General features: G+C 56.5%; 13 protein-coding genes. 10 read left to right on the top strand and 3 right to left on the bottom strand.

Annotated features, from left to right (window positions below; all coding sequences use genetic code 11):
• Nucleotides 1–7 precede the first annotated feature (7 nt).
• The 5 genes from AC5S26_RS12395 (at nt 8) to AC5S26_RS12375 (ending at nt 8,472) form a co-directional block, all read left to right on the top strand.
• Nucleotides 8–1,573, top strand: a complete 1,566-nt coding sequence (locus tag AC5S26_RS12395; protein ID WP_494185200.1) for a DUF8769 domain-containing protein — start codon at nt 8–10, stop codon at nt 1,571–1,573.
• Between the two features lie 589 nt (nt 1,574–2,162).
• Nucleotides 2,163–3,773, top strand: coding sequence for an arylsulfatase (locus AC5S26_RS12390; protein ID WP_494185199.1), 1,611 nt, complete (start codon nt 2,163–2,165; stop codon nt 3,771–3,773).
• Nucleotides 3,774–3,873: 100 nt separating this feature from the next.
• The gene (locus AC5S26_RS12385; RefSeq protein WP_494185198.1) at nt 3,874–4,698 is read left to right on the top strand and encodes a hypothetical protein; all 825 of its coding nucleotides are present in this window, start codon (nt 3,874–3,876) and stop codon (nt 4,696–4,698) included.
• Between the two features lie 57 nt (nt 4,699–4,755).
• On the top strand, nt 4,756–7,344 hold the full coding sequence (locus tag AC5S26_RS12380) for a fused MFS/spermidine synthase (protein ID WP_494185197.1): 2,589 nt from the start codon (nt 4,756–4,758) through the stop codon (nt 7,342–7,344).
• Nucleotides 7,345–7,452: 108 nt separating this feature from the next.
• On the top strand, nt 7,453–8,472 hold the full coding sequence (locus AC5S26_RS12375) for an HAD family hydrolase (protein WP_494185196.1): 1,020 nt from the start codon (nt 7,453–7,455) through the stop codon (nt 8,470–8,472).
• Between the two features lie 256 nt (nt 8,473–8,728).
• Here AC5S26_RS12375 and AC5S26_RS12370 read toward each other — a convergent pair whose 3' ends face one another.
• Nucleotides 8,729–9,241: a histidine phosphatase family protein gene (locus AC5S26_RS12370; RefSeq protein ID WP_494185195.1), complete on the bottom strand. Its 513-nt coding sequence runs from the start codon at nt 9,239–9,241 to the stop codon at nt 8,729–8,731.
• Between the two features lie 110 nt (nt 9,242–9,351).
• Here AC5S26_RS12370 and AC5S26_RS12365 point away from each other — a divergent pair, with 110 nt between their 5' ends.
• From AC5S26_RS12365 to AC5S26_RS12350, 4 genes are all read left to right on the top strand, one after another.
• A complete protein-coding gene (locus AC5S26_RS12365; RefSeq protein WP_494185194.1) occupies nt 9,352–10,893 on the top strand; it encodes an alkaline phosphatase D family protein in 1,542 nt (513 codons plus the stop codon).
• A 138-nt stretch (nt 10,894–11,031) separates the two neighbouring features.
• Nucleotides 11,032–14,283, top strand: coding sequence for a TonB-dependent receptor (locus tag AC5S26_RS12360; protein WP_494185193.1), 3,252 nt, complete (start codon nt 11,032–11,034; stop codon nt 14,281–14,283).
• Nucleotides 14,284–14,952: 669 nt separating this feature from the next.
• On the top strand, nt 14,953–17,022 hold the full coding sequence (locus AC5S26_RS12355; RefSeq protein ID WP_494185192.1) for a CehA/McbA family metallohydrolase domain-containing protein: 2,070 nt from the start codon (nt 14,953–14,955) through the stop codon (nt 17,020–17,022).
• Nucleotides 17,023–17,363: 341 nt separating this feature from the next.
• Complete coding sequence (locus AC5S26_RS12350) at nt 17,364–18,833, top strand: LssY C-terminal domain-containing protein (protein ID WP_494185191.1); 1,470 nt, start codon at nt 17,364–17,366, stop codon at nt 18,831–18,833.
• Nucleotides 18,834–18,957: 124 nt separating this feature from the next.
• Here AC5S26_RS12350 and AC5S26_RS12345 read toward each other — a convergent pair whose 3' ends face one another.
• Both AC5S26_RS12345 and AC5S26_RS12340 read right to left on the bottom strand, forming a co-directional pair.
• A complete protein-coding gene (locus tag AC5S26_RS12345) occupies nt 18,958–21,327 on the bottom strand; it encodes a hypothetical protein (protein ID WP_494185190.1) in 2,370 nt (789 codons plus the stop codon).
• A 93-nt stretch (nt 21,328–21,420) separates the two neighbouring features.
• Entirely contained in the window at nt 21,421–22,362 is a 942-nt protein-coding gene (locus AC5S26_RS12340; RefSeq protein ID WP_494185189.1) for a SphA family protein, read from the bottom strand.
• Between the two features lie 587 nt (nt 22,363–22,949).
• On the opposite strand from AC5S26_RS12340, the gene AC5S26_RS12335 reads away from it, so the two are divergent.
• On the top strand, nt 22,950–24,092 hold the full coding sequence (locus AC5S26_RS12335) for a hypothetical protein (RefSeq protein ID WP_494185188.1): 1,143 nt from the start codon (nt 22,950–22,952) through the stop codon (nt 24,090–24,092).
• Nucleotides 24,093–24,157 lie beyond the last annotated feature (65 nt).

Raw genomic sequence — 24,157 nt, 5'->3', positions numbered from 1 at the left:
CCCTCGCATGCTCCTTCAGCTCTCCAAGACCATCGCACTTACGATGGCCCTTGCTTCACTTTTCCCCGCTTCATTCTCCATTGCCCAATCCACCGCACCCCGCAACATCACGCCTGCAAAGCTCAACCCTAACGCGCGCGAACTCTTCAACGCTGCCATGAAGTCCATGGACGCCGCATGGGACCCACAGGCCCACCTGGTTCGGACTCCTGACTCCCCCATTGAACACAACAACAATCCGCGCGCGAAGTACATGGTCCGCGAGACCAGCTGTTATGCGCTCGGCCTCCTGATGCGTGACGCCAAAGGCGATCGCGCTCGCGCCGCCGAGGGTCTCGAAGCCGTTCTCAAAGAACAGTTCCTCGATCGGGACAAACCCTGGTACGGTACCTTCCGCCGCACCCCCGAGGAGCCCGACCCCTCCGGCGACAACACCACCATGTGGCGCAACTACGACCCCAACTGGCGCGAGTTCATCGGAACCACCTTTCAGATGATCCTGATCGAGTATCCTGACCGCATCTCTCGCGACCTCGCCATTCGCATGTTCGGCGCCATCGATCGCTCCATCCTCGGCGAGATGAAGCAGGGGCGCCTCCTCCCCACCTACTCCAACATTGCCCTCATGTACGGTGCCCTGTGGGATTTCGCGGCCACCCATGACAACAGCGTCGACTGGAAAAAACAATCTGCCCTCTGGATCACCACCGTCGGCAACTACTTTCACGAACACAACTCTTTCAACGAATACAACTCGCCCACTTACTATGGGGTCGATATCTACGGCCTCGCACTCTGGCGCTCCTACGGTTCCACCAGTGAGATTCGCGATCTCGGCACCAGCATGGAAGCTACTCTCTGGAGCGACATCGCCGACTTCTATCAGCCCAACCTCCGCAACATCGCCGGCCCCTACGACCGTTCCTACGGCATGGACATGGAGACCTACGTCGCCTTCACCGGCGTCTGGATGCGCACACTCCTTCCTGCGGCAAAAGCCCCGCTCCCCATCCCCGCTCCGCACACTGACCACCTCGCCGACGTCTGGTTCGCCCCGCAGGTCGTTATCCTGGGCGCCAATCCACCCGACAAAGCGCTCGCAATGATCCGCACCTTCTCCGGCGAGCATGCCGTGAAACGGCAGATCACTGATGACCGCCGCGCCACCGCATGGATCGGCGACAAGGTCATCCTCGGCGGCGAGTTCACCAACCTCACCAAGGACGCCCCCAATCCCACCCAGTTCCACCCTGCCACCGTGCAGTGGCGCACGCCAGCAAAGAGCATCGGCTGGTTCTACGTCTTGCAGGCTCCAAAGATCGACGCCATTGTCGACAAGACCAGCATGGAGATCGTCGCTGACGGCAACGTCATCTTCCGCCTGAAAGCTGCCGGAGCCAAACGCGAAGACATCACCGCCAATAAATGGACCCTGCCGGGCCTCAACGTCATGATTCAAGGCGACCAGAAGGATTTTTCTATAAAGGACGCTACTTACTACCAGCCCAACGACTCCTTCGAGATCACTTACACCGGTATGCGCCAGTTGACCCTGACCGTTCAACCGAATTGAGCAGAGGGGCACCTTCCGTCGCATAGGTGCCCGACTCGGTCAGTTTTGTGAGAGATAGGTACCCAGATGCGTTGGGTACCCCCATACATTTTTGCGCAAAGTCTTGGGATAAAAGAGCTTAGCTTTGGACTTCCTGGTCAATAGCAGAGCAACTTTTCATCCGAAAAATTCATGGGCAGGAACTTCGCGGAGGGAGTTTTCGCTCTCTTTTTATTCTAGCGAGTTGAAGGATTCTAATCGGCAAGCTCTAAACTCAATCAATCGTTTCGTTTAGCCTCGATCACGTGTTGACAAGGTTTTTGTCAACCGACTCTTCTTGACATGCTAGAGGAAGCAGTGCAGACTTGCTGCGCAAATGGCTTCTGGTTCCCCCTTGTTTTCTGACGTTTGAAGTTATCTCCCCGGACCTTATTGCGAATTTTGCGAACTAAATCATCGGGTTCATTCAGCGCAAGTCTCCCTGTGAATGTCCGCTGATGCAGAGACCTCGGCCTTCAGTAAAAAATGAGCCGCCAGCATAACAGGGCTGCCTATCTTCGGTTCCTCGATACGACCCGTATTGGAAGTTGAAGCGAGAGAGGAGTTCTCCATGGTTTCCAGGTTGCAGAAGTCACCCCTGCGTCGGAGATTTTCGATGCGGTATGCGATTTTTTCCCTCTGCGTGGGATTGGTGAGTGCCTTAGCCGCTCCAAGTGCAGACGCCCAAGCAAAAAAAGTAAATTTCCTGGTCATCTTTGGAGATGACGTGGGACAGGCAAATATCAGCCGTTATACGCATGGCCTGATGGGATACGACACGCCAAATATCGACAAGATTGGTGAAGAAGGTATGACCTTCACCGACTACTACGCCGAAAACAGCTGTACGGCGGGACGGTCTTCCTTTATTACGGGGCAGTCTCCGATTCGTACCGGGCTTTCCAAAGTCGGTGTTCCGGGAGCTACGGTGGGTCTCCAGAAGCGCGACATCACGATCGCGGAGGCATTAAAACCGCTTGGCTACGCGACGGGGCAGTTCGGTAAGAACCACCTCGGCGACCGGGACGAGTTTCTGCCCACGAACCATGGCTTCGACGAATTTTTCGGCAACCTGTACCACCTGAATGCGGAGCAGGAGCCGGAGATGCCGTACTGGCCGAAGGACGATCCGGTCTTCATCAAGGTCTACAACCCGCGCGGCGTCATCCACAGCTTTGCGGATGGCAAGATCGAGGACTCGGGGCCGCTGAACATCAAGCGCATGGAGACAATCGACGACGAGACGACGACCGCCGCCATGGATTTTATGGACAAGCAGGTGAAGGCGGGCAAGCCGTTCTTTACCTGGATGAACTTCACGCGCATGCACATTTTCACGCACGTGCGACCTGACTATATCGGCAAGGCGGGGCTGGGCAAGGGCTACGAATACGCCGATGGCATGTGGGAGATGGACCAGAATGTCGGCAAGCTGCTGAAGAAGGTGGACGATCTCGGCATCAAGGACGACACGATCATTCTATTCACGACCGATAACGGCCCGAACATGTTTACGTGGCCGGATGCGGCGATGACGCCTTTCCGCAGCGAGAAGGATTCGAACTGGGAAGGAGCGTTCCGTGTGCCCGCGGTGATTCGTTGGCCGGGACACATCAAGGCGAACACGTGGTCAAACGAGATTGTCTCCGGTCTTGACTGGTTTCCGACCTTTCTGGCGGCGGCGGGCAATACGAACATCAAGGAGCAACTGCTGAAGGGCACCGGTCCTGGAGGCATGGCTCACAAGGTCCATCTGGACGGCTACAACATCCTTCCCTACCTGACGGGACAAGAGCAGCATTCACCGCGCAGAGACTTCTTCTACTTCGATGATGACGGCCAGCTTGTGGCGACTCGTCATGATAACTGGAAGGTGGTCTTCTGCGAACAACGTGCTCCTGGCAATATGGATATCTGGCAGAATCCGTTTACCTGCCTGAGAACACCGCGCCTCTTCAATTTGCGGCTCGATCCTTATGAGAGGGCACCGATTACGTCTGACCAATATCAGGACTGGGTCGTTCACAACGCCTATCTCATCTTTGGCGCTGGTATCTATGCGACGCAGTTTATGGATACGTTCAAGGACTTCCCGCCGAGCCAGCTACCGCAAAGCTTCACGATCGATCCTGAGGGAGCGCTCAAACAGGGCGAGGCTGCATTCAAGGCACAGCACAAGTAGCCGCAGGCGAAGTAAGCGTTGCTTGATCAACCTGAACGAAACCGGACCGGATTCATTTCTTCCAAGGGATGAATCCGGTCTCCTCCTAAGAGGGGCGTTAATGGGAAGTCTTTTGCTTCGTGGAGTAGTCTTTGCGGCATTCCTCGGTATGGGGGGACACGTTTACGGACAGGCGCCGCCTGCGGCAGAACCTTCGGCGACGGACCTGGCGAAGACGACACAGAATCCGGTGGGCGATATCGTCTCGGTTCCGTTCCAGTTCAACTTCAACGGCGGCGGTGCGTATCAGGACCAGACGTTCTTCAACCTGAACTTTCAGCCAGTAATTCCGATCCATCTAAACCACGAACTGACACTGATCAGCCGGACGATCGTGCCGATCGACAGCATTCCAACGGGCAACGGCACGAGTTCGAGCGGCGTGGGCGACATCCAGGAGCAGACTTTCTTCACGCCAGCGCGGCCGCACAAAATCATCGTTGGAGTTGGGCCCTCGTTCTCATTTCCTACGGCGACGGCCTCTCCGGCCAAGACAGGAACCTGGGCCGGCGGCATTTCGGGAGTGCTGCTGGCGCAGCCGGGGCCTTTCGTCCTGGGGTCGCTGTTTCAGCAGCTGTGGCCGATGTCGGATTCGGGCGGTGCGCCGAAGACGAACTTCTTTCTGTGGCAGTACTTCGTGAACTATAACTTTGGCCAGGGGTGGGCGCTGACGACGGCGCCGAGCATCACCGCGAACTGGGACGCGGTCGAGGGACAGAGGTGGACGATTCCGGTGGGCGGCGGCATCAGCCGGACGCTGATCTTCAACCGTCAACCGATGACGCTGGGCTTTCAGTACTACTACAATTCGGTGCGGCCGGATAATGCGAACGCCACCACTGTGCGGTTTGTCTTTGCTTTGATCTATCCCCAGCGACCGCACTGAGAGGCCGCAGGCTAGATATTGGAAGCATTGTTCAGTTTCGAAGGGGCGGTAACTCCTATGACCTCTGGTACTGTGTCATCTTCTTTGCGGTCGGCGTCAAAGGCCCGGAAGCCGGACGTTGCGGCGGACTCTCTTTCTGCTGCGCGTGCGAACGGGAGCAGGGAAGTCTTTGTGCTGGCATTGGCTCTCTCTGGCGTCGCGGCGCTGGTGTACCAGGTGTTGTGGGTGAGGCAGCTCTCCCTGGTGGTGGGCCTGGAGGTGTACTCGATCACGATTGCGGTGAGTGCGTTTTTTGCCGGGCTGGCGGGCGGAGCTGCTGTGTTTGGCCGCGTGGCGGACCGGGTCGGGTCGCCAGCGAAGCTGTATGCGGCTCTGGAGGCGGCGATTGCGGTGCTGGGGGTTGGGGTGACGCTGTTGCTGCCTCATGCGTCGATGCCGTTTGTATGGTTGCGCGAGCATATGAACTTACTGGCGTGGCTGTTACCGTTTGTGCTGGTTGGTGTGCCTGCTTTTGCCATGGGAGGCACGCTGCCGCTGGCGGTACGTGCTCTGCGTGCTGGTGGCGAGGCCGCGGCTGCGGAGGGCGGTCTGCTGTATGCCGCAAACACGATGGGCGGGATTGCGGGCGCGCTGGCGGCGAGCTTCGCGCTCATTCCGTGGTTTGGTTTGCGCGGTTCAGGGATGGCGGCGGCGGTGCTGAACCTTGCGGCGGGTGCTCTGGTATGGATGCGTGCGGCACGCGAGCAAAATGTAACTACTTCCGACACAAACGGTATTTTCACCGCGAAAACCGCGAATGATGCCTGTGATAGCGAAGCGATTGCGTGGGCACCGCTGACGCTGTATGCGGTGGCAGGCGGCATCGCGCTGGGCTATGAGGTGGTGTGGACGCAGGCGATAGGGCAGTTTGTGAGCACGAGATCGTTTGCGTTTTCGATTGTGCTGGCGGTGTATCTTGCGGGGTTGGCGTTGGGAAGCTGGACGGCAGCGCGGACGCTGGGCAGGGTGAGGGATTTGTGGGGGATGTTCGGCATGCTCATCGTCGCTGCGGGACTGGTGGCGACATTGGAGTTTGCGGTGATGGGACCGTGGATGGTGAAGCTACAGACGGTGTTGGCCAGTGCAGCAGGGGCAGCGACGGGAAGTCAGGCGATGCGGATGTATGCGAGCTTCGCGGTGGCGAGCCTGGGAATGGTATTTGTGCCAACGGTTTTGCTAGGGGCTGCGTTTCCCATAGCGCTGCGACTGACGGTGGGCGCGAAGAGCGTGGGGCGCGATATTGGTGAGATTGTGGCTGTAAATACAGCGGGCGGAATCTTAGGCACACTGCTTACAGGTTTTGTTTTGGTGCCTGCGCTGGGCCTGGTGCGTTCGCTTAGTTTGTTGGCAATTGCGGCAGCCGCGGTGGGACTGGTCTCTGTGCTGCTGGGTACAGGAGTAAGCCGCACGATGAAATGGTGTGCGGGAATGGCAGCTGTGGCGATTGCCGTAGCTGGAATCTTGACGCCCGCGGATCAATTGGCAAAGCTGCTGCTGGCGACGCGTGGCGGTGGCGCGCTGGTGTTTTACGAAGAGGGACGAGGCGCAACGGTCGCGGTGGCGCAACAACGATCGAAGGATAATGTGTTCCGGCGGCTGTTTATCCAAGGCGTATCAAACTCGGGCGATGCGATGCCCTCGATGCGGTATATGCGCTTGCAAGCCATGCTGCCTCTGCTGATCCATCAGGGCGAGCCCAGGCGAGTGATGGTTGTGGGATTTGGGACCGGAATTACGGCGGGAGAAACGCTGAGATATCCCGGCCTCGAAAAGAGAGTTTGCGCGGAGCTGCTGCCGGCGGTGATCCGGTCGGGACAGATGTTTCCGGAGAATTACGGAGCATGGAAGGATTCGCGGATGGAGATAAGAGTGCGAGATGGAAGGCAGGAGTTGATGCGGAGCGAGGAACGATATGATGTGATCACGCTTGAGCCTCCTCCTCCGTCGGCGCAAGGAGTCGCGAATTTGTACTCCACGGAGTTTTATGAACTGGCAAAAAAGAGACTTGGGGAAAATGGTTTGTTCGCGCAATGGTTACCGATTGCAACGCAAAACGAGACGGAAACACGGGAGCTGGTGAGGAGCTTTCTGGACGCGTTCCCCTATGCGACGCTGTGGACGACGGAGTTGCACGAGATGCTGCTGGTGGGCTCGGAGACGCCGATTCGGCTGGATGCAAGTGCGATGGCGCGGAGATTCGCTTCGGAAACGGTGGTTGCAAGCATGAAGGCGGTTGGGGTGGGTTCGCCGGGAGCGGTACTGGCTACCTGGATGATGGGGCGCGAAGGGCTGGAGAAGTTTGCTGGGGCAGCGAAGGCAGTTACGGATGACAGACCGCGAGTTGAGTATGGATCGTGGGTCAGGCCGAATGAGATTACTCGAATACTGCCGCAGCTGATGGCATTACAGACGCCCGTTCCAGTAGAAGGTTCCGATAGTGCGCTGCAGTCGGAGATCGCGATGCGGCACGGAACGTTGATGAACTTCTATATCGCAGGGTTAGCGGCGTATGAGGGGGATCGCGAGACATGGGCTAAGACGATTGCGAAGGTACAGGTCGCAGAACCGAAGAATGCCTATTATTCCTGGATTGCTGGAAGGGACTGAACTAACCACGCAGGGGGTCTGCGACTGAAGGCTTCGCCTTTCTTGCAGGTTAACGATGAAGAAATTAAACCAAGTCTATGAGTGGATCTTCAGTAAGGAAGGTGAAGAATGCGATTGAAATTGTCTTATTGGACGGTTTTGCTCGTTGTTTCAGGATTGCTGATTCCAGGATGTCAACGTGCTTCTGATACGAGGGCGGTTCAGGAAGTTCATGCAGATCCTCTTCCATCGTGGAACGATGGTCCCACTAAACGTTCGATCACAGATTTTGTAGCACGAGTTACCAAACCAAGTGGTCCGGATTTTGTACCGGTTTCGGAGCGGATTGCCACTTTCGACAATGATGGAACCTTGTGGGTAGAACAGCCTATCTACACCGAGGCGATCTTTACCAACGATCGTATTGAGCAACTCGCTAGCGCGCATCCTGATTGGAAAAGAAAGCAGCCGTTTGCAGCAGTTCTAAACCATGACACGAAGGCTTTAGCCGCAAGTGGTCAGAAAGGTGTGGCACAACTGCTAATGGTGACGCACACGGGCATGACCACTGAGGAGTTCGATCGGATCGTATCCGAGTGGATCGACCATACGCAGCATCCACGCTTCAAGCGGCGATTTACTCAGTGCGTCTATCAACCAATGCTGGAGGTGCTGACGTATCTACGTCAAAACGGATTCAAGACCTACATTGTCTCTGGCGGAGAACAGGAGTTTATGCGGCCGTGGACGGAGAAAGTTTATGGAATTCCGCGAGAGCAGGTGATCGGGACTCAGATCAAGACGGAACTAAAGGATGGGGCGTTGATGCGTGTTTCGCAAGTGGATTCGATCGATGACGGACCTGGTAAACCAGTAAACATTGGAAAGTTTATCGGGAAAAGACCGATCGCTGCCTTTGGAAATTCGGATGGCGATCAGCAGATGCTCGAGTACACTGCGGCAGGGCATGGGCCGACGCTGGAAGTGCTGGTCCATCACACCGATGCGCAACGGGAATACAGCTACGACCGTGAATCGAAGGTAGGAAGGCTGGATAAGGCTTTGGATGAGGCCCAGGAGAAGCACTGGGTTGTCGTGGATATGAAGACGGATTGGAAGGAAGTATTTCCACCCGCTGGCACACCATAACAATTCGGTACAAGCCGTTGGAACAGAGGCTGACGTATTTCCAGAAAAGTAGATTCGCGCCGACGCGATGCCTGCCGGCTTTCTTGCCTCCTAGTGCCAGGGCAGGGAATCGACCGCCCCAATGAGCGGTAAGCTCTGTTATCGCTAATTGACTTCCTCGCAGAGACTATGGCGCAAAGCAAGCCGAGTCGCTTCGCGGCTTCTTCAACGAGGGAATGCAATGGTCCTGGGATTCCTGGAACGGTCGAGGTTCGATCTAAGGGAATGATGCGTATCTCAATGTAACTACGCTCACGCCGCCGTCGGGCATTAGTGTGATCGCGATCAGGCGACCATACTCATCACTTCTCAACGGATCGATGTCCTTTCCCGTAAGAGCATGCACGATCTTTGGGACCGTCGCCCTGTGACCTACAACGAGAATCGACTCGTTTGGCTTCAGTGAGCTGCGAACCTTCGCGGTCAGTTCATCGAAGTTATCCTGCGGCACCACAACGGGGATTACGTTAACTTTGTGCGCAAGCGGGGCAGCAGTCTCCTGCGTCCGGATCAACTCGGTCGTAAAGATGTGTTTTACATTTGCATCTGAGAGCAGCTGAGCAAGTGACCGCGCCTGCTCCTCTCCTTTCGGAGTCAGTGCAGGATCAGGCTCTGTGCCATAGCGGTCCGCATGTCTGGTAACGAAAATCGTTGACTGGGCATTCGCAGGGTGGAATGAACCGTAGGAGACAAGAAGGCCCAGCAGCGTCAGTATTGTTTTAGCTCTCATGCGCACGTCCTTCCATCATCAAGGCGGTGATTGAATATTTCATAAAAATCCCAAGCTTATAGTTCGTAGGCCCCTTTCCACACACCTTTCTCAAGGCAGAATCACCATATATGGATCGTCGAGAGCTTTTGAAGGCTGGCCTTATCACTGCCGGTGCCGCTTTCTTTCATCAACCCCGTCTGTGGGCCGCTCCGCAGTTCAAGACAGATCCCTTTCAACTTGGAGTCGCCTCGGGGGATCCCTGGCCCGACAGCGTTGTTCTTTGGACTCGTCTCGCGCCAGATCCCCTGAACGGCGGTGGCATGTCTAATGAAGATGTACTTGTTCATTGGCGTGTCGCTGGCGACGAGCATATGTCCAAGATTGTGAGGGAAGGCACTGTCGCCGCCAATCCTGAGTGGGCACACAGTGTTCATGTTGAAGTCCAGGGATTGCAGCCCGATCGCTGGTACTGGTACCAGTTCGATGTCGGCACAGGCGTCGGCCGCATCAGCAGCCCTATTGGGCGTACAAAGACGGCTCCCTCAGCATCCAGCCAGCTCGATCGCTTTCCATTCGCGTTCGTGTCGTGCCAGAAGTATGAAGCGGGTTTCTACACCGCGATCGACCACCTATGCGAGGAAGATATCTCCCTCGTCATCCATCTCGGCGACTACATCTACGAAAAAGGGCCTGTCCGCGGCGTCCGTGATATGCCCGTAACGACCTCCGTCTCTCTCGAGAGCTACAGAAATAGATATGCCTGTTACAAGATGGATCCCTCGCTCAAGCGCCTGCATGCGCAGTTTCCCTTCGCTGCCGTTTCGGATGACCATGAGGTAGCGAACAACTACGCCGGCTTTATTCCTGAGAAAGAGTCGCAGCTGGCCGGCTTTAAAGAGCGGCGCGCCGCTGCCTATCGCGCGTACTACGAGCACATGCCCTTCCGTATGGCGGTGCAACCGCACGATGCATACATGACGATGTATCGCACCCTGCGCATCGGAGGTCTGGCTGACATTCACATGCTCGATACCCGCCAGTTCCGTACCGACCAACCCTGTGGAGACGGGACCAAGCCCTCATGTCCTGAGCGGGAAGGCCCTTCGACCATGATGGGCGACGTCCAGGAAAAGTGGTTGCAGGGGCAGCTTAAGAGAGGGAAAGACTCGCACGAGCGCTGGAATGTCCTCGCACAACAGATCATCTTCTCTCAGATCAATGTCGGCCGCGGCGACCAAGCTGAATACATGATGGACAAGTGGGACGGATACCCACAGGCGCGTAAACGCCTCGTCGACAACATTGTGGACACTGGTCTGAACAACGTTGTGATCCTCAGCGGAGACAACCATAACAACTGGGTGTTTGACGTGAAGACGAATCCGGACGACGAAAAGTCTCCCGTCCTTGCATCCGAATTTGCTGGTACTTCGCTCACCTCGGGAGGGGACGGCACCGATATCGCTCCCGAGTTTGCACCCATCCTCGCAAAAAACCCTCAGGTCAAGTTCCACAACTCTCAACGCGGCTACGTGCGCTGCACAGTTACTCCAAAGCAGTGGACGAGTGACTATCGCATCGTTCCCTATGTCAGCAAACCGGGTGCTCCAATTCAGACGCGCGCAAGCTTTGTCGTAGAGGCCGGGCGCGCAGGAGCGCAAAAGGCGTAGCGCATTCCCGGCAAGTGAAACCGGCTCATTTTTTAAAGTCCCCGAAACATCTACGTCATCTTCATTTGACCAACATTTCTTATTGTCTCCACATCATCCCAGAAAACTGATCTGTGCTGTCTCAAAGGGGGACATTCGTTGAAGCACATACTCTTCGTTCTTGCTTTCTTGTTGATTCCTGTGTCTCTCATAGCTCAGGCCACCGAGGGTAGCATTCTTGGCGCTGTAACCGATCCATCCGGTAGCGCGCTGGTGGGGGCCCAAATCACCGTAACAAACATCCAAACAAATTTTCCTAGAACAACGGTAACCAATGGCACAGGTGAGTATGTTGTATCTAACCTGCCCATCGGCATCTACAGCGTGACTTCCGAAATGACAGGTTTTAGAACCAACATCGAGAGCCCCATCGAACTGACCTTGAAGGCACGCGTCCGTGTCGACGTCAAGATGCAGACGGGAGTTGTGAATCAATCCGTTGAAGTCACCAGCAGCGCACCTTTGTTGAAGACTGACACTACGGAAGTGAGCACCTTGATTACCCGGAAAGAGCTTGAGGCGCTTCCTTCCCTGGACCGGAACTTTCTCAGTCTCCAGGTGCTGACTCCCGGAACGCTTCGTACCTGGCCCAATGCCGGTGGCGACCGCATCGGTGACTTTTCGGGCGGTGAGTCCATGCAGGTCAACGGAGTCAATGCTGGACAAAATAACTTCATCCTCGACGGCATTTCGAACAACGTCGCCCTCACGGGCGGAATGAATTCCGTGCCTCCCATGGATGCCATCCAGGAATTTGCGATCCAGACCAACGGCTACTCCGCGGAATTTGGAAGAGCTGGTGGCGGCATCGTCAACGTGGCGCTTCGCAGCGGTACGAATGAGATCCACGGCTACGCCTACGACTACATCCAGAACGATATTTTCAACGCACGGGCTTATGACTTCACCGGAACGAACCCGGCAAGGCCTGCTCTCCGGCGCAACCTCTTTGGTGCTGGCGGCGGCGGTCCTATCAAACGAAACAAGATCTTCATCTTCTTCAGCTATGAGGGTCTGCGCCAGCCTCAGGGAGTCATCGAATACGACACCGTCCCTACTGCGCTCGAGAGAAATGGCGACTTCAGCCAGAGCGGCTGGCCCGTGTATGACCCTGAGACTACTGACGCCATGGGAAATCGCACGCAATTCAAGGGGAATGTGATTCCGAAGTCGCGCATTGACCCGCTGATGTCACGCCTGGCCAACATCTTCCCACTCCCCAACTATAAGGATCCGAGTCCGAAGGTCCTCAATAACTTCCTAGCCGTGGACCGAAATGTTGATACGCGAAACACCTACAACGTTAAGGGCGACATCAACATTACCCAGAAAGATATTCTAACTCTCCGCTATTCGAAGCAGCTTTCGGAGAAGGACCGGAGTGGGTGGATCCCGGATAGCTGGATCGGTGGCAAGGGGCTTCTGAATGGCAACAACGTAGGTCTCAATGAGACCCATGTCTTTACTCCGAACCTTGTCAATGAGATCCGGATCGGCTGGAACTACATCAATGATGGCAATAGCCCGCTCAACACGACTCCGATCGCAGAGTTGGGGGAGATTCCGGGGGGCTATATGACAGCCGGCTTCCCGACCGTGTCCTTTAATAACATCGGTTCGACCAAAGCGGTTCGACCGCTGACCACGCTGCCCAATCCCTATGTTGTGTGGCAAAACTCCACGCAATATATGGAGAATCTGAGTTGGCATAAAGGAAAACATGCCATCAAAATCGGCGGCGATTTCACTCACCAGCGCAACAGTGTGGGCGGTGGCGCGCCTCCGGGAGGCTTCAAGTTCTCTGTGGACGGTTACGCGACCGTTGCGTCCGTTACTACGAAGCGGCCTACTAACTTGACGGGAACCGCAGAGGGTTTGCTGGGCTATGTGAGCACGTTGACCACCTACAACTATGGCGATAAGACCAGGCTCCATCAGAATGCATGGTCTGCCTTTATCGCCGACGAGTGGCGCGTGACCCGAAAGCTCAATGTCACCCTCGGAATCCGCTATGAGTTTTCGCCGAATTGGCTGAACGAGGGCGATCTAACTTCAAACTTCGACCTCCCTTCCGGCAGGATTCTGGTGCCCGACACAACGAAGGCTTACGTACAAAACGTCGTGGGGCTTCCACAAGCGGTACTGCCTGCGAACTATCAGTATGTATCCCCGTCCGGCGTCTATCCCCACAACGACCACATCGATCTTGCACCCCGAGTCGGCTTTGCCTATTCCATTAGGCCGAGCATTGTCTTCCGGGCCAACTACGGACTCTTCTATGCTCCTTCCGTAGCGCTCTCGATGAACAATATGACGGGAGCTCCGTTCAGCTACCAGTTGCAGGTCATCGGAGACACGGCACACCCGGTTAAGATCACCAAAGGCTTTCCCACCGGCGGCGCATTCGATGAACTTGGCTCCAGCGACATCGCCCCCGTCTATTATCAGAATCACTACGATACGCCAATCGTCGACAAGTTCGGTGCCAACCTTCAGCTACTGCCCTTCAAGAATACCGTCGTCGAGATGGGATATGAAGGCAATCATTCTCACGGCCTGGATGAGAGCTATCAGCTGAACTTTCCCACTCCAGCCCCGGGGGACATCAATGCTCGGCGTCCCTACCCGAATCTTGCGGAAGGAACTGGAACCATCTATAACGGATCGTCTTACTTCAACGCCTTTGAAGCAACCGTTCGTCAACGAGGCTTCCATGGGCTCTCCGTTCAGAGCAGTCTGACCATAGAGCACAGCTACGGTCAAAACGGAATCACCAATCCCTATAACTACGACTACAGCTACGGCCGTCTTGCTTCTGACTACGGGAAACAGTGGGTAACGGCAGTCATTTATGACCTACCCTCATTCGGAGACCTTCCCCTCGCTGCCAGATTCTTTGCCAATGGTTGGCAGGCGTCGGGCATCGTTCAACTCCGCGGCGGGCTACCTTTCTCCGTAGCATCGTCCCAGATCATGAACGATGACCTGAACGCTAGCCGCGCCAACGTCAGCTATGCTGGCGGCGATCCGAACACGTCCGTCGGAAGGCGTTCTATCAACAACTGGTTCAATGCCAATGCGTTTACCACTCCTGCGGATTACACGTATGGTAACTCCGGAATTAACATCCTGCGCGGACCGGGATTTTCGCAGGTTGACCTTGCGATGCAAAAGACCTTTTCCGTTATGGAGCGGTACCATGCAACGCTGCGGGCTGAGGCAGAGAATTTTCTGAATCATCCCAACTTTGGAAATCCATCGGCAACACTGGGATCTTCTGGCTTCAATACCATCCGCAGCCTGGGAGGAGATCCAAGACTTATGCAGATCGTCGGACGCTTTACCTTTTAGAGCAAACTAGTTTGCAAAAGGCCAGAGAAGCGGGCAGTACTTTAGGCCTGCTTCTGGCCTTTTTGTAAAGAGATCCATGTTGGATGAGATTAGTTCGTGCCGTAGTTTCCGGGCAATAACGTGATCGGTGTAGGATGCCTGCACTCGAGCCGAGACCGTCAATGATATTTCCATCTGACGCGTAGAGGGAGAGCCCGTCGGCGAAGTCAATAATGTCGACGACGACCTTTTCCGTCATTGATTGATCGTACCGAACAAAGCTGGATTGCCGATCATCGCGGCGCATTTGGGGTGCTAGCGGTTAGCCAGGCTATAGAGGCTTTGTCCCGTTTCCACACGTCCGGTATTTCTGCGGAATTTCGGCTTCTGTCTATAATCCAACACGCTTGGGGAATGGCTCAAACGAACCAGCAGAAAATAGTTAGCTAGAAGTATTGAGCGATAGCGAATCGTCGCGTAGCATCGGATGCGATCTTCGATCCACTGGTTCGATTGAAAGCAAAATAAGGTAAGGCGTCATTTCCATGATCTTTAGCCGTCGTGATTTTGTTGTTGGTGCAGCGTGCACCTTAGCATCAGGCAAATTGATGGGCGAGGTGAGTGCCGAGAAAGGTCGACCCCCTAAAGCGCGTGCGACACCGAAGATGAATGGTGGTTGAGGAGAAGGCCTTGTTTCTTTTGCTAGCTCATCGTCGTAACTTGATTGTGCTTCTATGGCTTACAGCGTCTCTGTGTGCTGCGAAGGCGTGTTATGGGGCACCGATCGCAGCGGACCTCTCAGGCGTGAAGCCTGGGCCGATTGCGGTCACCGCGGCGGGGAGCGAGCTTTCGATTGCGTGGCGCGACGGAAGCAATCATCAATGGAGGGCGGTGTTTGCGCTTGAGAGTAAGCTGCCACTGATTACTTCGATCTCGTCAGATGGGGCTCTGATTGTAGATCGCGCCCAGCCGTACTACCGTGTGAGCGCGGGAGTTCGGACGGGTGGATGGGATGCGTTCTTTGATTTCCCTCCTATGCGTCCTGAGGGTACGCGGACCTTTGTGCAGAGCTTTCACCCGACGTCGGTAAAGGCGACAACGATTGGCGATCGTGTAGAGGTCTCCTTTGATGGCGTGCAGATGGGGATCTTCTCGGGGACGATGCGGTACGACTTCTATCCGCAGAGCTCATTAATACAGCAAGTGGCGGTGTTAACGACGAACGAGCCGGATGTGGCGTATACGTACGATGCCGGCCTGATGATGATGTCAGAGGCGGATCGCAGGCCTGGGCTGAACATGGGCTCGAACATTGTCTACTATGACGCCGATGGGAAGCTGCAGTCGATTACATCGCCATACGGGTCTGAGCGTCATGCGCTTCGGGTTCATTATCGCGCCGTAGCCGCGAAGATGGGTGTCGGGAGTATCGTCGCGTTTCCGGCTCCTCATCGATATCTGTTCGCACGCGACTACACGACGAACATGGGGTATGCCTGGTACAGCGCGTGGCGAGGCAAGGTGGGACTAGGAATTCAGCAGTGGCCGGACGACAACACGCTGATCTATCCCTGGATGAATGCACCTTCGGGGACGAAGCAGGAGATGGGTATCTTCTTCCTGCTGGGAGCCGGTGCAGCGCAGGAGACGCTGGACCATGTGTTGGCCTATACGCACAAGGACGTATATCCGCATATGGACGGCTACGTCACCTTTGCGCCGCACTGGCACTTCGCTTATACGGAGCAGGCGGTAGCGAACGGGCCGAAATGGGTGCCGCCGTTCAAGACGGCGCTTGAGAAGATTGGCGTAGATGCGGCGATGCTGATGGATTTTCATATCGACGGTCATCCGCAAGACTTAACGGAGCTGCGGCTGCGCGAACTGGACCAATATTACAAATCGTGCCGGAATGTGAGCGATAGCAAGTTTCTGCTGATTCCGGCGGAAGAGGCCGACGTGATCCTGGGCGGACATTGGTCACTGACCTTTCCCCACCCTGTTTACTGGATGATGGATCGCAAACCGGGGGACGCGTTTGCCACGCCGGATGCGAAGTATGGCACCGTGTACCGAGCCCACGACGCGGCAGATATGTGGAAGCTGGTCAAGGAGGAGCACGGGTATGTCTACCAGACGCACCCACGAACGAAGGGATCGACTGGATACCCGGACAAAATCAAGGACACGTTCTATTTTCGCGATCCGCTCTACTTTGGCACGGGTTGGAAGGCGATGCCATCGGATCTGTCGCTGCCTGGATTGGGAGAGAGAGGCTTCAAGACGGTGGACGACCTGAACAATCTGGGCCTGCACAAGTTCATGATGGGCGAGGTGGATGTCTTCCAGTTGAGCGCCGATGATGAGCTGTACGCGCATATGAACGTGAACTATGTACGGATGAAGCAGCTGCCTGACTTCGATCACTACATCTCCGTGGTGGAGGCGGCGGCGCGTGGAGAGGATTTCATCTCAACCGGCGAGGTGCTGCTGGAGAGATCAGCGATCACGGTGAAGGGAGATACTGTTCACGTGGCGATCGCGACCTCATCCACGTTCCCGCTGCGTGTTGGAGAGGTGGTGTGGGGTGACGGTACGAGCACGCATCACGAGCGATTCGAGCTGGACAAGACGCATGAGTTCGAGAAGAGGGATTTCGCATGGGATGTAAAGGCTCCGGGATGGAAGTGGGCACGAGTTGCGGTCTGGGATGTTGCGGGTGACGGCGCGTTTACAAATCCAATTTGGAGGGAGAGATAGTTGCGGTAAATTTGGCTAAGTCCGCGTCTCTTTTTATGGATTGGGACCATAACACGGCCGCATCGGACTCTGGCAATATCTCGTTTCCTTGTTGTACAACCGAAAACGGCCTTGCGAAAGTTTGCGTCAAGCGACCTGCTCGAATCTCTAATTTCTTTGCAAATGGATCTTTTTAGCAGATTTTCGCCGGCCGTCGCATCGTCATTTCGGCCAGATCGGTTCCACGACAGCTGAATCTGTCGAAAATAGTCAGCAATGACAATATGTGTTGGCATCCCCCGGGTTGTGGTTTGCTATGGTTGATATGTGGGGTCACCCGCACGATGAGAGCTCAGTTTCATGTGGATCGCAGGCTCGTATCGCTGTTCTTCTTCTGTGCTGCCCGGATAACCTTCGCGTGCGATCAGTCTCCTGCAGAACTACCCCTTTGGATTCGTCTCTCCAATCCCATTTCTACGTACACTGCAAAGCCAGGAGATCCCGTTCACGCCGTTCTCACGCAGGACCTTGTCTGTGACGAAGAAGTTGTGCTGCCGATGGGAGCGGCAGTCGACGGCGTCGTACGAAGCAGACGCAAGGTCGGATGGGGAATAAGGCATGAGACGGCAGCGCTCGATCTGGAGTTTCGCAGCGCATCCGGCAAGTCGGGCGAGATCATTCCTTTAGTCGCGCGCGTGGAAGAGGTGGCTAATGCGCGTGAGACTGTGCGCAACGGTGTGATTCAAGGTATCCGCAGCTCCAACACTTTTCAGGGGCGCATCAACAGCCGTCTGATCCACCTGCCTACCTGGAATCCGTACTCCGATCCGGTGCTTGTCATCTACAAAGCCGTCTTTCCGATCTTTCCTGAGCCAGAGATCTACTATCCGGCCGGAACAGATATTCGCCTACGTATGAAGTCCGAGCTTCTGCCTTCTGCGAACACCGAGACTGACTCTGCTGAACCGGTGGCGGAGATTGCCTCACTGCCGATGCCAATGTTCCCGATGCGCGAAGTCTCTCTGGATTCTGCGATTCAGCCTGAGCAGCTCGATCAGCTGGTTGACCAGATGCCTCTCCGAGTGACAACAACCAAAGACATCGAAGCGGATCTGCTCAACGTCGTCTTCCTAGGATCAAAGGAAGATGTGAACTCTGCATTTCGACACGCCGGTTGGAACAGTGCAGATCCCGCATCGAAATGGAGTGCAATGAAGAGCATGTATGCTCTGCTGAATAACAGCGGTTACCACCGGCAGCCCATGATGACATTTCTACTGGATGGCAAACCGCAGGATATGAGCTGGCAGAAAAGCCTGAACAGCTATGATCGCCGCGACCATCTGCGCATCTGGCGATGGACGCCCAATGGCTCAACCCAATCTGTGTGGGTCAGCTCCTCAACCCACGACACCAGCGCCGTGCTCGCGGTGAAATACAAGGGCTTCGTGCACCACATTGCGCCAGACATTGACGACGAGCGTGCAACTGTTATTCGCGATCTCAATTTCGCGGGTTGTGTGAGGTCCGTCAGCTACATCTCGCGCTCGGATATGCCTCTCTCGACACACAATGCAACGGGCGATGTGATGCGTACTGATGGCTCAGTCGCTGTCGTGCGCCTGCAGGAATGCCGTGCGACGGTTACGCAGGCTGATTCCAGGTCACAGATCGACTTCAAAGCTGGCAACCATACCTTCCGCTTTTTCCGCCGCCAGATTCTCACCTTCAAGAACGACATTTTCCGCGCCAACATCATCTATGGCGCTTACGATGGCGGGCGAATGCTGGTGGGTGCCCTACGCAAACGGTCGGGCGGGGTGACGCCCTAAATCGTTTAGACCACGGTGGGAATATTATGAGCTCAGCAATGTGAAGCCCGTCCAGGTCGAACTTGGCTTCGGAAGTCTTTTCTCGCACCGCTTTTCTTTTTGCCATATTGCAACTCTTCGCAACCTAACGGTGGAACCTTCCCCCGCCACCGCGATGCATGTTCTGGAATCGGCCGGTCTGCATCTGACCCCGCTGCCGCGCCCAACTCGAGCGATCAAGCCCCTGCATCGTACCGCTGTTGAGCGAAGGGCTCCGCGTCGCTCCGCCGAGGTTGCCGCTAGCGCTCTGTCGCGCGTTCGCTGCGTTCTGCTGGGCGTTGGGATGGTTCTGCTGAAACGTCTGCTGGTTCTGCTGCGCGTTCGGGTGATTGGCGTTGAAGCTCTGCTGCGCTTGGTGTTTTGCCGCAGCTGTATCGACAGAATTCCAATCTCCGTTGTCGTACTTGCTCCAACTGCCGTTCCCGTCCTTGCGGTAGACGTTACCGTCATTGCCCGCATACGTGTTGTTCGCGCCGCGCACCACTGTGCCATTCTGGCCACTAATCCCGCCGCCCCTCTGCCCGTTCGACGTCCTGTAGCCGAAGGCCGTGCCATTTGCCGTCGACACGTGCCCCGTCTGCGCCCAGTTGCCGTTGCGCCCCACAACCGAGCTGCCCCACTGCGAGTATGCGTTGTGTCCTTGCGAAGTCGCGCCATAACCCCCCGTCCACGGGTTATATGCGGAGGCGACGGTGCGTCCGCCATACAACCCCTGCACACTTGCCGAGCGTCCATAACGTCCCGTCGCCGGGTTGAACCAAGCCGACGACCCTGCCGCGGCATATGGTCCATAGACCGCGCGGCCACCGGCCCATCCCCCCGTCCATGGGTTGTACGCATAGCCGGCCCCATACGTCATTGGCCAAGGACGATAGATCGGATACGGCCCGCCCCAGTACACATACGGCGGGTAGTACCATCCCGATCCATACACGATCGCCGCTCCCACCGCCGCACCCAAGATGAACATGCCAAAGTAGCCCGCCGTCGTGCTCGACTCAACCGTCGTAGCCGTCGGGTTCGTCTGAGTTACGTACGTCACGTTGTACACTGGCGAACTCGGCGGAATGGTGTAAATCTCTGGTGGGACTGAGCCCGCCGTCTTCCACGGCCCGTTCGCCGACTTCGACATGAACCACACGCCTTGGAAGCAAAGGTAGTAGAGGTCGCCGTCCTTGATCACCTTGTCCTGAGTATTCGTCGCGTACTGCAGGTTCGTCTTCTCGATCGGCTTGAACTGCGGATCGCCGTCGTACGTCACCTTCGCCTTGGCTTCGGCCTCGGCACGATTCACCGTCACGGTCGTCGGAATCTGCGCCAGCATCACCGCGTCCGCAGCCTCGATCGTTCCCGGCACCGACGCCAGCACGCGACCCTTCTCCGAGTTTTCGGGAATCTTGGTGAAATCCTGCGGTAGCTTGTCACTCGCATACGTCCACGGCCCGGTGAACGAGGGCGCCCGGAACCACCGCCCTGACAGCAGCGCGTAGTATTGATTCTCCGCGTTATTCAAGAAAAGATCGTTGTCCGTGTTCGTCACATACAAAAGCTGCGTCCCTGCGATCCGCGAGTAGACAGGCGTCCCACGCACCAGCAGCAGTTCCGCCGGCTGTTGGCTGTAGAAGACCTTCGGTGCCGAGCCTGCGACCGGTGGCGGAGGCACCGCATGCTTTACATCGTCGAAGTTCTCGCCCGCCGGCAGCTTCGTCATGTCCTTCGGCAGCGACTTCGTCATCACCCACGGTCCGCCCAGGTTCTTCGACGTCAGCCACATCGTGTTGTTCAGAAGATAGTAGTCGCCCTTCGGCTTGTCGAAGAAGAGATCCCAGTTCGTGTTCACCACGAACTGCAGATCAGTCTTTTCGATCGGGCTCATCACCGGCTTGCCCTCGACCATCAACAGGATTGCCGGCACATCGCTATAGAAGATCTGCGGCGGATCGTTCTTGAGATTCGCTACCGTCTTGTACGGCGTCTGCCCCGCCGTCACATCCGCCATCAGCCGGTCCAACGAGATCGGCTCCGGATCGCTGGGCGCCATCGCCCGAAACGTCTGCTCCAACTGCGCCTGCTGCGAGGTTTCTACGCCCGAGAAGCGCACGCTGGTGAACTTCAGGTCATGCAGGTAGACCGTGCGGGTATCCTTGTCCACGGTCGTTCCTGACTCCATCGACACCACACCTAGCACCGGCTTCGCGCCTGCCGAAGGCGTAAGCGAGAACGCCATCCGCGCCTTGATCAGCCGGTAGCTGTCCCAGCTATCGACCTGGGGTTGGTAGTACACCAGTGTCGCGCCGTTCTTTACGATCTGCCGCGGCCACCCCGGATCGCCCGGTTGCCCCGCAACAGATGCCGGCGCAGAAGGCGTCGTCTGCGCCGGCATCGCTGTCGATGATCCCACCAGCGACACAAGGGAAAGCCCTGCAACCAACCTGCGCAACACCCCGAGCATCATCACCAGCCCTCCGATTTTTCAGTCCCACTACGCGCCCCGCTCATCGCGGGCAATTGATACTCTCCCTATCTTGCTCCGCATGATCTCGCTGTCTCAGGGATGCGGTGGAAGAGCGATGTTCAGCCACGTCAGTCCGAAGGCGTACACATCGCCCTGCGTCTTCGACTGCACCGCGAACTGCCTCTCATAGCGGAAGCTAAAGCCGAAGTGCTTCATCGGGTTGGTGTACTTGAACTCCGGTCCGATACCGAACGAGCGGTCGAGCGAATGGGTCCCAATCAGCGTGCTGTCGCTTCCCGAATCGGCCGAGAGCTTCTGGTATATATACCCCGCCGCACCGAGGTTGATCTTGTACTGGTCCAACCGGCGTCCCGCGCTGTACTCCACATTCAGCATCGGCCCGGGCTTCAAATCGAGCCCCTCCTTACTCTGATTAATCTCCCACGTCGAAAGCGCCGACGCGTTCCACAGCTTCTTCTTGTCGAACGAGTAGCTCATGCCGGCTTGGATCTGGTGTTCCCAGAAGCCGAGACCCGGGTTCAGCGCCTTACTCGGGTCAAAATTGCCCGTCGGCGCATAAAACCCATAGTTCAATACATAATTCGCCTTACCCTGGGTCCACCCAAGGACCACCGGCGCGAAGTAAATGTCCGAAACGCCCGCCTCTTGCTGATTCGTGTTAAAACGATTGAACACGACGCGCGTATTGACGATCGGAATGATCACCGCGATGCCAAAATCGGCGCCGAGGATCTTCTTGTGCGTCGTTACCTGATACACCACATTGTGCGCCACAACGTTCAGGTCCACGCTCGCCAGCGTCTGGCCGCTCGGCCCCTTGAAGGAGTGGATCGCGTTCACATAAGGCAGGTACGCGACATACACACCCGGAGGAGCGCCGGTTCCATTGTCCAGCCCGGTAATCCCTTGAATGTAGTGCCCGGTCTGCTGCGCCTGGATGCGGGCACCAAAAGAGATCAACGCAACCAATGCTATGGGAAGCGTCTGCAGACGCCTGAAACCGCCAAACGGCATAACCCCACCCCGAAAACAGCTTGTGGACTTTCTGACGTTTCGTGCATCGCCAGGCAAAACAAAAAGGGCCCGGGGAGATCCTCTTTATACTCGTCCTTTAGGACAAGACGCTGGGATTGCAGCAATGGCTCAGTTTTCAGCAGAAAGACTTTGCCGCCTGCTTGGTGTGTAACTATAGCACGAAGGCTTTACCCGTTTGCTTCAGTAGTTTCGGAGGAACCAGGGAGTCTCATGATGCCAGGCGTATGCACGCTCCTTCCAGCAACGGCTCGCCTACGCCTTCCACAATTCGTCTGCCTGCGGCGCCATCTTAGCGCGAGCCCATGGCCGCCAAACCAACATCGCTTTCGTCGCGGGATATTGTTTTGCAACTCCGGCGTCATCGACGACGCCCTTCACCTTAGCGGAGTCTTACGGCGACCAGACGATCCCCCGATTGCGCCATTCCGGGACAGGCCGCCGAGAACAAGCGCGCGGTACAGGACATGATTGGCATTAAGCCGGAGTAAGACAAGGAGGAGCCGTGACAGCACCCAACAACACCGTTCCAGACCTGAACGCCGTACCCGACCCGTCCTTTCCTCCTCGTGGAAGGTGGCCTCTTATATCGAATCGAGTGTCGCCTCGGTCTCATCCACGAAAACGCACCGCTCACAAAGCGTCGCGCCGTCTTTGCCGCCTGCATCACCTGGCTGCCTCTGCTTATCTTCACCCTTTTGAGCGGCACCGCTCTCGGCACCGTCCGCATCCCGTTTTTACACGACTTTAGCGCTTACAGCCGCTTCCTTCTCGGCATTCCCCTTCTGCTCCTCACCGAGCTCATCCTCGCCCCGCGCATCGCCGAGGCCGCAAGTGAGTTCCTACTCACCGGCGTCGTCCAGACCAAGGACTACCAACGATTCCAGGCCGCGATTGAAAATGGCCTTCGCCTCCGGGACTCGACTCTCGCCGAGACCGTCATCGCCATCCTTGCCTATTTCGGCACCTTCCTCACTTACCGTACCCTCTCCGTGCATGCCTCCACCTGGTACTCCAGGGCGATGCCAGACGGTAGCTTCCAACTCACCGGCGCCGGCTGGTGGCAATTCCTTATTTGCGTTCCATTGCTGCAGTTCCTCATCCTGCGCTGGTGCTGGCGTATCTTTCTCTGGTTTCGCTTCCTCGGCATCGTCAGCAACTTCGATCTACGCCTCTTCCCCACGCACCCTGACTCCTCCGGGGGGCTCGGCTTCGTCGGCGAGGCCCAACGTTTCTTCGGAATGCTCTTCTTCTCGTACTCCTGCGTTGTTACCGGCGTCGTCGCCAACCAGATCCTCTACGGTGGTGTCCCGCTCCAACACTTCGGGCCTGCCATTGCCATCTATGCTGTCTTCTGCCTTCTGCTCGCCGCCCTACCGCTGCTCGTCTTCACCCCGAAGCTTCTCGCCATCAAGCGCCGCGGTCTTCACGAATATGGCGCTCTCGCCACCGCCTACACCGGCTCCTTCCATCGCAAGTGGATCGAAGGCGGCAACCCCGAGCAGGAGCCTCTCCTCGGCACCGGCGACATCCAGTCCCTAGCCGACCTCGGCGGCAGCTACGAGATCATCGAGCGCATGAAACCCTTACCCATCGATCCCAAGGCCCTGCTCCAACTCGTCATTCTCGCACTGTTGCCAATGTCCACCCTGTTGCTTACCGTCATGTCCCTTAAGGAGCTCGTTAAGCTATTGATGAAGCTCGTCGTGTAATCCTGTCTGCGGGCCTGCCCACTTCGCCAACGGATCCCACGATCACCCATTCCGAGCGAAGAAGC

The organism is Edaphobacter sp. FHG110511_03 (assembly GCF_059115365.1).
The sequence above is the reverse complement of the archived record's forward strand: the minus strand, read 5'-3'. Positions and strand labels throughout refer to the sequence as shown.